8 protein-coding genes are annotated in these 12004 nt (G+C 47.4%); 2 read left to right on the top strand and 6 right to left on the bottom strand.

The genetic code is table 11. The annotated features are described in order from the left end of the window. Positions 1-283 precede the first annotated feature (283 nt). Positions 284-1174, top strand: a complete 891-nt coding sequence (locus tag HGH91_RS13230) for a sensor histidine kinase (RefSeq protein ID WP_168738878.1) — start codon at positions 284-286, stop codon at positions 1172-1174. A gap of 10 nt (positions 1175-1184) precedes the next feature. Further along, positions 1185-1823: a response regulator gene (locus HGH91_RS13225; RefSeq protein WP_168738877.1), complete on the top strand. Its 639-nt coding sequence runs from the start codon at positions 1185-1187 to the stop codon at positions 1821-1823. A gap of 9 nt (positions 1824-1832) precedes the next feature. Here HGH91_RS13225 and eboC read toward each other — a convergent pair whose 3' ends face one another. The 6 genes from eboC to HGH91_RS13195 all read right to left on the bottom strand — a co-directional run bounded on the left by eboC (position 1833) and on the right by HGH91_RS13195 (position 11867). Next, positions 1833-2753 (bottom strand): UbiA-like protein EboC, encoded by a 921-nt coding sequence (gene eboC, locus HGH91_RS13220; RefSeq protein WP_317166829.1) that lies wholly within the window; start codon positions 2751-2753, stop codon positions 1833-1835. A 53-nt stretch (positions 2754-2806) separates the two neighbouring features. Next, on the bottom strand, positions 2807-3793 hold the full coding sequence (locus HGH91_RS13215) for a TatD family hydrolase (RefSeq protein WP_168738876.1): 987 nt from the start codon (positions 3791-3793) through the stop codon (positions 2807-2809). A 23-nt stretch (positions 3794-3816) separates the two neighbouring features. Continuing rightward, a complete protein-coding gene (locus HGH91_RS13210; protein WP_168738875.1) occupies positions 3817-4716 on the bottom strand; it encodes an EboA domain-containing protein in 900 nt (299 codons plus the stop codon). Positions 4717-5142: 426 nt separating this feature from the next. Next, positions 5143-6681, bottom strand: coding sequence for an FG-GAP-like repeat-containing protein (locus HGH91_RS13205; RefSeq protein WP_168738874.1), 1539 nt, complete (start codon positions 6679-6681; stop codon positions 5143-5145). Positions 6682-6830: 149 nt separating this feature from the next. Continuing rightward, complete coding sequence (locus HGH91_RS13200; protein WP_168738873.1) at positions 6831-8612, bottom strand: RagB/SusD family nutrient uptake outer membrane protein; 1782 nt, start codon at positions 8610-8612, stop codon at positions 6831-6833. Between the two features lie 30 nt (positions 8613-8642). After that, complete coding sequence (locus tag HGH91_RS13195; RefSeq protein ID WP_168738872.1) at positions 8643-11867, bottom strand: SusC/RagA family TonB-linked outer membrane protein; 3225 nt, start codon at positions 11865-11867, stop codon at positions 8643-8645. Positions 11868-12004: the final 137 nt, after the last annotated feature.

The following is a 12004-nucleotide window of genomic DNA, read 5'->3' as shown; positions in this document are numbered from 1 at the left end:
AAACAGAAATATTGACCTTTATATCGCTGTAGAAATGAAGCTTCCTATACAGTGGAAGAAAAATATTGTTTGACCAAAAAATGAGGCATTGTTTGCCTGGTAGTTAACCCTGTAACATCGGTTGTTTTTCACATCTTTTGTTGCATGCTGAGCAGTTGTCACGCACTGGAGTGGCTGGAGATAGCTATGTTATCACCTGCCGGGCTTATTCATTGTATTTGTTGACCTACGAACATTGTATTATTAAACATAGCAACCCGGTGGTTGCCAAAGTACATCTGAGATGTTGAGAATATTATTTCTTGTTAGTGTTTTTATCTTGTGGCCAGATCAGGCATTGATGGCGCAATTGCTGCCCTGGAAGCATCCCATGGCCGATGGCAATATGTGGACGGCCATTTTCCTGGCTAACCTGCTGGTATGGCTGATCCTGTCTTTTGTAATATGGAAGAAATCGAGCCAGCGGCAACATATACAGGCGAAGCTGTTGCAAAACCTGGAGCTGGAAAAAAACAGGCAGGTGCTACAAGCCCTGATACAGGGAGAAGAAAAAGAACGTACCCGCTTATCCAAAGACCTGCACGACGGGGTTGGGGGACTGTTATCCGCCGTGAAAATGCATTTCCGCGCTTTGCAGTCGGATCTTTCCCTGCAACAGGAAAAGGGATTCAATCATGCCATGCGCATGCTGGATGATGCCATAGGAGAAGTGCGGAAAACAGCGCATAACATGACGCCGGAGATCCTTGCCCGTAAAGGCCTTTCAGCTGCTTTGGAATTTTTCTGCCGTAATGTGAGCCACTCACGGAAACTGCAAATCAGCTTTTATACTTCCGGCGAACTACCCCGGTTTCGTAATAACTTTGAACTATCCGTATACCGTATCGTACAGGAACTGGTGAATAACATTATCAAACATGCCTATGCCACCACGGCGCTGGTACAAATCACCCAACACGGCGGATATGTTAGCATTACAGTAGAAGACAATGGCATTGGCTTTAAAAATACTCCCGGGGAACATACCGGCATTGGACTGAACAGCCTGGAAGAAAGAGTCAGGTCCTTAGATGGACAGCTCACTATTACGGCCTCTCCGGGTTGTGGCACTACTGCGTACATGGAGTTCAATGTAGGGGTAATGCAACCTATGGAAATGCAGCTTTCATTTTAATTCATGCTATATGCCGATCAAAGTAGCCATAACAGACGACCACCTGTTGGTCATCAACGGAATAAAGGCCATGCTGGCGCCTTATAGCCAGGTACAGGTAGTATATGAAAGCCATGTTTCTACCACGCTGATGACAGCCTTGCCTGCAGTACAACCGGATGTATTACTGCTCGATATCCAGATGCCCGACCTGGACGGAATGGAGCTATGCAAGCAGGTACGAAAAAATTATCCTGGCATCAAAGTAATTGCGCTCAGCAGTTTTATGGAATCGCATTACGTAAAGCAAATGCTCCGCAATGGCGCTATGGGCTACCTGTTAAAAAATACCAATCCGGAGAAACTGATCACTGCTATAGAAACCGTATATGCCGGAGATCAGTTCCTGGATGATATTATCCGGCGCCAGTTGCTGAACGAAATGCTCACCGGCCAAAAGCGGTCGGGATACGATATCCCGCTTACACGCCGGGAAGTGGAAATCCTGAAACTGATTGCAGAAGAATATTCCAACCAGGAAATAGCGGCCACCTTGTTTATCAGCCTGCGTACAGTAGAAACGCACCGGCTGAATCTTACACAGAAGCTGGCTGTAAAAAATACAGCGGGACTGGTAAAAGAAGCGCTCAAGCGCGGTATCATTGAATAACTGCTGGTGTCAGGTAACAGCAAACATTTTACCCAATACCATAGAAACAGGTAACAGCAGCAGGACCACCAATGCAAACGACAGTGTATCAAAAGCGGCCACCCATGCGGCATTCATGGCAATCAATGCAATGATACCTCCCTTTACGGCCTTACCAATATTGGGACCGACAGGGTTTTTCATTGCCCTGAAAAGTGGGATGTTGATCATACATGCGAAGAGAATAATAAAGGGAAGGGCCGTCCAGATGTGATGATGTAAAAAGGCCAATACGGCCATGGCGATGTATACAGCAGCATAACAGCAAGCAGTGAGGCGCAGACTTTTAACGCTGCCGCCGTGTACTTCTCCCCTGCTGATATTGGTAACTGCTGCGATGTAGGCAATGGGGATAAATCCCATCCACCACCAGGAGGCCAGTGCATCAGGTACGATACTGATACCCAGCAGTAGATTGAGTCCGCGGCAAAGGCCCATATTAAAGGGGCCGAGGAAGTGATGATGTTTTCCCCATTTATCGTATACGAGGGCGCTGGCAGCTACTCCAATCGCCAGCCATCCGGGGAAGCCGGTAAGGCCTCCTACCGAAAATGCCGCCAGGATCCCTACCAACAGCAGGTAGCTACCCAGTATAACTGCCTGGCTATTAGCGATTAATCCGCTAGGAATGGGCCTTTCGGGGCGTTCCACGCTATCCAGGCTGGCATCAAATACGTCGTTAAATACTACGCCACCGCCGTATAGTCCAATGGTGGCCAAGCAAAGGCATATTACAGGTAATATGCCATCGAGCGTAACATTATTGAGTGAAACATTTATACAATAACCTGAAATAGCTACCCCGGCCAGTATGTCTGCGATGGCAGTAACGATATTGGCGGGTCGCATCAGGCGCAGGTATCCTATCAATTTGCTAACAATATAACTCACCGTGTACTCAGGTTTTCATGGTTTATTGCCAGCAGGAACAAAGCTGCCAGACATTACCGGATGATGGTTGTGTTTTTATCGATTCGAGGTTGCTGACCGCCGCGCAATACAGAGCTACCATTAAACTTCTCACTTTGATCCACATTTTTTGTGTTGTCAAAGTCAGCTTCGTCAATTTGTCCGCTCTGCGCAAAGGCTTTTACAGCATTGGTGTAAGTTACCAAATGAATATCATTCATGTCAATACCACTTTCGTGCATTAAAGCGGCGGTTTTGGGAACGGCTAACGGATCGCTGATACCCCAGTCGGCAGCGGAATTGACCATAATACGTTCACTTCCATACTGTTTTACTACGGCTACCATGCGTTCATTCCCCATTTTAGTGAAGGGATAGATGGTAAATGCAGCCCAGAAGCCGCGATCCAGCACTTCTTTCACGGTTTCCTCGTTGTTATGATCTACAATGATCATGTGAGGCTCCAGTCCATGCTCCAGTGCGATATCCATGCTTCTTTGGGTGCCTTTTTTCTTATCACGGTGAGGCGTGTGTATTTGTACAGGTAAACCGGCCTCCTTAGCCAGTTCAAGTTGGGCACGGTAATATTTTTCTTCGAGGGGAGTCTGGTCATCGAAACCGATTTCGCCTACGCCTACTACGCCTTCTTTATAAATAAACTGGGGCAGGATTTCCATCACAGCTTCCGCCAGTTTTTCATTGTTGGCTTCTTTGGAATTGAGCCCGATAGTACAATAGTGCTTAATGCCAAATTGGGAGGCGCGGAAACGCTCCCAGCCCAGCAGGCTGCTGAAGTAGTCGCGGAAAGTATCTACACCGGTACGGGGTTGTCCGAGCCAGAAGGCCGGTTCAATGATGGCTACCACGCCGGCATCGGCCATAGCCTGGTAATCGTCGGTAGTACGGGCGGTCATATGTACATGCGGATCAAAGAAGCGCATGCCTTTTATTTTATTAAGATAAGCGGGTGTATAGGTGAGCGGTTGGAGATCTTTCTCTGTTAAATCATGAATGCCACACATATCAAATCAATTTAGTGATGTTATCATTTTACTATTTTCTCTGCCAATGTATCCCAGGTGAGACTACCATCCCCGATGGCAGCGGTTAACGCGGGTGATTGTGCCAGCAGCTCTTTTGCGGGCGCATAATTGCATTGTGCGCAAACCAGGGCGGCCGCTTCTCTTTCCACACTGTTCAACGAGTGCCAGATGCGGCTAATATCCGGGAAATTATCTGCGGTCACAAATTTTATCAGCAATCGCCATTGCATTGGGTCGGCGTTTCTGCCGGCGGCCCAGCGTTCGTGGGCAAAGTCTGTCAGGATATTTACCAGTGCTATATTGGCTCTTTCATCGAGCCCGGTGATGAGATGCAATGGTTTGTCGGTAAAGATGGCTTTCATTACCAGCTGATTCCAGGCGGGTTCGGGCAGGTAACGGGCGGGCCAGGGATTATGCAGCATAATGGCTTCCTGTACCAGGCCAATATTAGACCGGATGCCTTCAGAAGTGCGTCCTATCCATTCTTCCGGCCACGGTAACAGGGGAAGCGCGCTATATAAGGCTGCCAGCTCATTCATTTCCGCGGCGTTAAACAATTTTTCCAGGGTATCCAGGTAAACTGCTTTATCAGATACCGGCAATTGCAACAACCACCAGACCCTCGTCAGCCGGTCTAACGTCCACCCATGTACGAAAAAAGAAGGTACCAGTGCCTCCAACGCTGCTTCTTCTGCAGGTGAAAGCGTAATAATTCCTTTCCCAGTGAAACGTGGAATAGCCGTAAAAGTTTGATTAAAAGCAGGGATAGCGCCGGTTTGTTGTTGCAGCTCCAGGCGCTGCTGTAGCCAGTTGTTGGCTTTTTCGTTCCCGTTATTCCTGATGATCGTGCTAAGCAGCGTGTTCACTTTATCCTGGTCATATACATATTCAGCCACTGACATATCCTGTTTAAAACAATAATCCTGATTTCAGAATAAAATTACCCCGGAATAATGGGATTTTCTGCATTCGGTTGTTTTTTTATGATAGATGGCAAAATAGGGCGATGGAGGGATCGTACAGTGAATAGTATAAAATAAAAGAGAGGCATTACTGCCTCTCCTTCCGCCATTCTAAAACCTGATTATGCATCAGGATCTCTTTGTGTCACCGGAACACGTATGTTATTCACGGTGCAATAAGGTATATTTTGGGAAAACGTTGTTTATGAACGATTGTGCATTAATAATCAAAAACATATGATGGGTAGTGTTCTCCACAGTAATGATTTGAAAAAAAAAGATTAATACACGTTGCAATAAAATATGGCCGTAAGATACATATTTCTGCTTTCATTCCAAATAAACAAACGTTTTTTACGTTCCATTTTATCGCTTAGAATTGTTCTGCAATACAATAAACGGCTGATATTCCTTCCAGTCGGGCTTATAGTCATCAAGTATGATAAACCCTCTCGCATAGTTTCCTAGTACAATGTCCAGGTCACCATCTCCATCGCTGTCTTTTACATCCATACAAATCCACCTTCCTTCTTTTTCAATTGGAGGTGCATGCGGTGTAAATGAAAGCGGTTTATTCCCTCCTTCAAAGAAGATAAATTTCTCCGCCGGATTGTTTTGAAAGTCAGCAAAAAAGGCGATGGCAGCGATGTCCATTTTCCCATCGTGATTGAAGTCTGCTGCTACAGCTTTTGTGCATCCATTCACCGGGTAATGCCAGGTTTCCCTGTATTTATTATTCCCTTCATTAAGATAGACGTATAAACCGTGGTAAGGTTTAAGCACCATCGAAAAATCGGCATTGTCTCCACAGGTATATAGTATATCAGGTTGTCCATCGCCGTTAAAATCCGTCAGTTGGAAACTGGTAGAACCGTTCAGGGGCGGGAATCTCAGGAGGTTTTTCGAAGTGAATCCGCCTTTCTTATCATTTTCAAATAACCAGATCCCCTCATCGCCGGCAGCAAACAATGCCATGATATCCGTATAGCCGTCACGGTTAAAATCGCCTGTTATTGCCTGTAAGGCGCCTGGCACCTCCCATATAGGGAGGTTTTTAAACGTATGGTCCGGCAACTGTTTCAGCCAATACAGTCCCCCCTGGTTATGCCCGAAAGCACATACCAGCATATCTTCCAGGCCATCTTTATCAAAATCGGCGGTGAGGGTTTGTACCGGACGTTTCAGAAAAGGCATGAGATCTTTTTGCTGGCTATGCGGATCATCAAGGGATAATCGGGTCACGATACCAGCGGGCACATCCACAGCACGCATGTTGCCTATTTCGGTTAAAATACCGGCCTGCTGCCCGCTGCTGTCTTTGGTAAACAAAACATTTACAGCCGGAGAAGGCAGCTTCCAGGTATTTACCACCTGGCGGTTGCGGTTCCACCGTGTAAGGGTGTTATTATTGCCGTCGCTGGTGAGTAAACCGTTTCCATCGGGCAAAAACGCCACCATTGTAGTGGCAGCGGGCTCCAGGCTATCTTTCATTACCGGTGTTTGCAAAGAAAAAATGGACCAGTCGTGTTGCAGAGGTACCGGCGGTTTGGCGGGCATCAACTTTTCCGGCGCCTGTGCCTGATAGTAGGCCACCAGCGCTGTCCATTCCTTAATAGAAATAAGTGCCGGTTTTTCGCCCGGCATTGGGGGATAATAGTGATTGCCACTCCATACCCTGATTCCCAATTTAAGGGCCATTGCAGGCAATACATGCTGGGTCCAGGTAGCTTTATCCAACAAGTCGGGAGACACCGGTAAATGGCATCCGGAGCAATACTTATCAGCCAGTTTTTTTCCTTTTTCTTCCGGAGTGGGGGTATGACATCCACTTTGCAACAACCCGCCGGACAGGAGCAGGAATAAGGCCGCTGAAATCCGCGTCCATTTATTTGGTTGATTGGGCATGGGTTCTTTTTTCAAGCTATCACAATATAAAATATTTACGGACCTCCTGTTTTTTTGATTTTGGGAGAAGGAATACCTGTCAGTTATCCATCTTCCGGAAAATCAAAAAAGGGAGATCCGCAAATCATATCAGGTGACCAAAATCCTTGTTAGTAGCCGGCATTTTGTTTCAGCACCGGCTGCCCGTTTTGCAGCGTCAAATCTATCTGACGTTGCGGCACCGGGAAGTACTCATTCTTTCCTTTGGTAAACTGGGCCCCGATCAGATCAGGAAAGCCAGCCTTAGTGGTTTCGTAAGTATAATAGGCGGTAAGTACCTGGTCTGCAATACCCCAGCGGGAAATATCGAAGAAGCGGTGCCCTTCGGTTGCCAGTTCCAGCTTGCGTTCAAAATAAATAGCTTTTAACGCGTAGGCAGTGGAACCGAATAGCGGGTAATCACCTATTTTATAATTGGCGGCCATTACGCCAGGCACGAATTGCTTAGTAGCATCATCCCACTTATGCAGCCATTCCGTTGGATTATCCTTCATCCGGTCGCGCACTTTATTCACCATATCCGTAGCTATCTGCAGGTTGCCGGTTTGTGCCGCGGCTTCTGCATACATGAGCACTACATCCGCAAAACGGATCAGGTTTACGTTGATAGCGGAACCTGGCGCCCAGGTGTGTGCATCGTGGTATTTGTCCTGGTCTTTCTTCCAGTATACCATTTTCTTGGGAGAATAAGGACCACCATAGCCCTGGTCACGCTGCCAGATAGCGCCGGGGTGATTTCCCCAGTCGTGGTAAGGCACGCCACGACGGCCTACCGTCCAGTCGAGACGGGGATCCAGCGGGTCAGCATCTGGTACAAAAGCCTGGGAACTGGTAATCCCTTTATCAGACTTTACCGGGTGATCGTTATAATCATCCAGGTAAGGAAGGCCGCTGGCATCTACGCGATAAGAGTTCACCAGGTCCTGGGAAGGCTGGAAGAATCCGCAGCAGCCGAATGGGCTTGGATCGTAGGGGAAGTTGAGCATTTCACCGGAGTTGGCGTTAGCAATGGTATTGGTACCATCGTTAGCCGTCATTTCGATATAAAACACTGCTTCCGGGTTATTTAATTTTTTGGATGCATCAAAGTTGTCTTCAAAACGGTTAGAGAGCCGGTAAGGCACGCCTGCACTGGTTTTCCCGGAGGACACCACGGTAGCTAACAGGGTAAAGGCCTCCGCATATTTTTTCTCGTATAAATAAGTTTTACCGAGATAAGCCTGCGCAGCCGATTTATTGGCCCGGGTTACTTCTCCGCTGGCCACGTAATCGCCCGGAAGGTTGTCTACCGCAAATTTGAAGTCAGCCTCAATGAAAGGCCATATATCCTTGTCGTTAGATACCCTCACATCAGCAGAAGTATCCGTAACATAAGGCACGTTATTGAAGAACTTCTTCAATTCAAAGTAGTAATGTCCGCGCAGGAAACGTGCTTCCGCTTCCACCTGGGTCTTTTGGGCAGGTGTCATATCGGTAGCCTGCTTCATTTTCTGCAGGGTAAGGTTACAACGGCTTACGCCTTCGTACACGGCTTTCCACTTGGTATTAAAAAAGCTGTTACTGGCATTGTAAGTACTTTTAGCGATATCGTTGATAGGCTCCTGGTCGCCGGCGTTACTGCCTTTATGTGCATCGCCGCCTACCACGCTACCATAAATCCAGTTGGTAGGTGATGCTTCCCAGGGGTTACCACCGGCTACGGCAGCGCCATTGCCTTGTCCGTCGAGTACGGCATAAGCGCCAATCAGCAAAAAGTTTACCCCATCTTTATTAGCCACAATTTCTTCTGTGAGCGTACCCTGTGGCGCACGTTCCAGGAAGCTCTTTGAACAGGCTGTCAGCAAGCCTGCCAGCGCTACTATAACGACACTTGAATATCTTAATGTTTTCATTTGTTTCATTTTTACAGTTCAACAAAAGGATCAGAAGGTAACGTTTACGCCCACCAGGTATTGACGCTGATTAGGATACGCGCCTTCATCCAATCCGAATGACTGTGTATTTCCAGCTACTTCGGGATCTATACCGGAATATTTGGTGATGGTAAAGAGGTTGGCCGCCTGGGCATATACCCTGAACTTGGAGATGCCTACTCTCTGCAGCAAATAAGTGGGCAAGGTGTATCCCACCTGCATATTTTTAGCGCGCAGGTAGGAGCCATTTTCCACGAAATAAGAGTTAGGTGCACCGGAAGTACTGGGAGAGGAAGCCACTTCCTGGATAGGCGCCTTGGCATTCTGGTGAGTAGGCGTCCAGGAATCATACAGCGCTGTTTTGCTCTTGGCACTTACAAAGGAAGGATAGAAGTCTGTCCACCATTTCACCTGGTTCCAGATTTTATTTCCCTGTACGCCGTAGAAGAAGGCGCTAAAATCCCAATGTTTATACGTTAAACCGATATTCAGTCCATAAGTAAATTTAGGATTGGGGTTACCCAGGTAAGTACGGTCGCTGGCGTCTACTTTGCCATCGCCATTTACATCGGCATATTTAAAACGACCTAAACCTGCGCCGATCTGGTATTCTTTCAAGCCCGGGAACTTAGCTTTAGCGGATGCGTTGGCAGCATCTACTTCTTCCTTACTGTTCCAGAAGCCAATAATTTTATACCCGAAGAATTCGCTGATAGACTGTCCGATAGCATTGCGGATGATCGGAGAACCGAAACGGCGGCTTTCCAGGTCGAAATAAGGAGCTGATTCAGAAATAGCCAGGATCTTGTTGTTATACGTAGTTAAAGTACCGGTAACGGTGAGTTTCAGGTCCCTGGTCAGATCTGTATTGGAGGTGATGGAGGCGTCCCATCCTTTGTTCCTCATTTTTGCTACGTTGGTATACGGCGTGGTGGCCGCTCCGAATACGCCGGCCAACTCCGGATTATACAGCAGATCCCTTACTTCTTTGGTGTAGTAATCAACCGTGAATTCCAGTTTGCCTTTAAACAGCGTTGCATCTACACCGATGTTAGCATTGACATTGCTTTCCCATTTAGCGTTGGGGTTACCAAGTTGTGTTTTGATAAAGCCTTTGCTGGTAGTAGCAGCGCCATTAATGGCATAGAAGGAAGATCTTCTGTCAAAGCCATAGGCGGTAAACTGGTTGCTGGGGGTTACGTTGATCTGGTTACCCATGATGCCGTAGCCGCCGCGCAGTTTCAGGTCGGAAATCCAGGAAACATTCTTCATGAATTCTTCCTGTGAAATACGCCAGGCAAGGCTCACCGCAGGGAAGTTACCATAGCGGTTAGAAGGTCCGAAACGACTGGAACCATCGCGGCGAATTAAAGCGCCGATGAGGTAACGGTCTTTGTAAGAGTAGTCGGCCCGGGCAAACAGGGAGAATAATCCATCAGTACCAAAACCGCTGCCATTGGTAGGCGTACCAGTACCGGTACTCAGGTTGGTAAAGTCGGGATCGAAGGTAAAATAATCGGTAGTAGTACCGGTCAGTGTACGGAAATGGTTATCGTACGCTTCTGTACCGATCATCACTTTCAGATCATGCTGCTGATTGAAATTCTTATGAAAACTCAGGGTGTTGGTCCAGGTCCAGTCGTAACCGTTGCCGGTTGTTTCTGTATACTGGTTCACGGTATTATTTTCTGCGTTTTCGTATTCCGGAGTAGTAAAGCTGTTGTTATCAAAAGAATATATTTCACCACCGAAGCTGGTTCTCAACGTGAAATTCTTGAGGATGTCTGCCTCTGCATACACGTTACCCAGCAAGCGGTTGGCGAGTGCTTTGGTTCTTCCGAAGCGATCCTGTATAGCTACCGGGTTACGGGCATTACCCAGGTCTTTTCCGCTGGATCCGGCATAATTTCCTTTGATATCATACACCGGGATGATGGTCAGTTCGCGGAAAGCCATACCAATACCGCTACCTTCCACCAGCGTACCAATCTGCGGGTTGTTGATAATGGAATATTCCAGGTTTTCGCCTACCCTGATATGATCGGTTACGTTGAAGTTGGTGTTGGCGCGTACCGCGTAACGTTTGTTATAAGTATTGGTAAGTGTACCCTGTTGATTGAAGTAGTAGAAGGAGAAGAAATAGTTACCAATATCGCTGCCACCACCAACAGAGATATTGTGGCTGGTGATGGGTGCCGGCTTAAATATTTCGTGAAACCAGTCAGTACCTTGTTTGTTGGCTTTGGTAATACGATAAAACGATGCCAGGTCTGCTGCAGATTTATAGTTCGGGTTCACGAAATATAAATTGGGATTTGTAGCAGGATCGCCTTCTTTCAGGCCTACCGGCGCAATATAATCTGGTAGTATAGGAGTAGGTCCGCTACCGTATTGCGCGTCTGTTAAAGGGTTGCCGGGGGAATTTTTTATAGCCATCCATTTCAGATCGGCTTGTTCCTGCGGATTGAGGAGGTTCCATACGTTACCGCCTTGTGGTTTCTGACGGCCGTAGTAGCCATCATAAGAAACCTTTACTTTGCCGGTACCTCTTTTGGTGGTGATTACGATCACCCCGTTGGCCGCGCGGGCACCGTAAATAGAGGCAGCGCCTGCATCTTTCAGTACCTGCATGGTTTGTACATCATTAGGGTTTACGTCGGTGAGATTAGACACCGGTACTCCATCGATGATGTAGAGCGGCGTGTTATTACCAAAGGTATTGATACCCCTGATTTTCACTTGTGGTTCCTGGCCAGGCTGACCACCGCCCAATACGGTTACACCGGATACCTGTCCCTGCAGCTGGCTGGCAATCTGCGAGGTAGGTTGTTTGGTGAGATTTTCTACTTTTACGATAGAAACGGCGCCTGTCAGATCTTTCTTTTTCTGGCTGGCATAACCGGTTACTACCACTTCTTCCAGTGACCCCACTTTTTCTCCGAGTTGTACATTCACTGGTCCGCTGCCCACAATGGCTTCCTGCGGATCGTACCCTACGAAGGAGAAAACGAGTGTTTCACCTGATTTGGCCTGAATAGAGAAAGTACCTGCCGGATCTGTAGCGGTACCCCGATTAGTACCTTTTACAAAAACGGTGACGCCGGGCAGCGCATTGCCGGATGCCTTGTCTGTCACCTTTCCCGTGATTTTTGTTTGTGCGTAAACGTTGCCGCCGGCCAGCAGCAACAGGATGCCGCATAGCGCGGCAAGGGCCTGGTAAAAATGCTTTTTCATAACGTGATTTAAGGGTAACGTTTAAGAAAAAATGGTTAGAAAATAAGAGTACCTCTTGTATATACTTTCACTGCTAACCAGACACCACCTTGCATACTTCTCCCTTTCCCGTTATGCATGAGCAATAACAGGTCATT

Origin of the sequence: Chitinophaga eiseniae, assembly GCF_012641265.1 — a bacterium.
GTDB lineage: Bacteria > Bacteroidota > Bacteroidia > Chitinophagales > Chitinophagaceae > Chitinophaga > Chitinophaga eiseniae_A.
This window is presented reverse-complemented; position numbering and strand designations above follow the sequence as displayed.

Excerpts from the sequence above, each read along its gene's own strand:
- HGH91_RS13210 (WP_168738875.1), bottom strand. The coding sequence starts at position 4,716 with ATGTCAGTGGCTGAATATGTATATGACCAGGATAAAGTGAACACGCTG.
- HGH91_RS13215 (WP_168738876.1), bottom strand. The coding sequence starts at position 3,793 with ATGTGTGGCATTCATGATTTAACAGAGAAAGATCTCCAACCGCTCACC.
- HGH91_RS13200 (WP_168738873.1), bottom strand. The coding sequence starts at position 8,612 with ATGAAAACATTAAGATATTCAAGTGTCGTTATAGTAGCGCTGGCAGGC.
- HGH91_RS13205 (WP_168738874.1), bottom strand. The coding sequence starts at position 6,681 with ATGCCCAATCAACCAAATAAATGGACGCGGATTTCAGCGGCCTTATTC.
- HGH91_RS13225 (WP_168738877.1), top strand. The coding sequence starts at position 1,185 with ATGCCGATCAAAGTAGCCATAACAGACGACCACCTGTTGGTCATCAAC.
- HGH91_RS13195 (WP_168738872.1), bottom strand. The coding sequence starts at position 11,867 with ATGAAAAAGCATTTTTACCAGGCCCTTGCCGCGCTATGCGGCATCCTG.
- HGH91_RS13230 (WP_168738878.1), top strand. The coding sequence starts at position 284 with ATGTTGAGAATATTATTTCTTGTTAGTGTTTTTATCTTGTGGCCAGAT.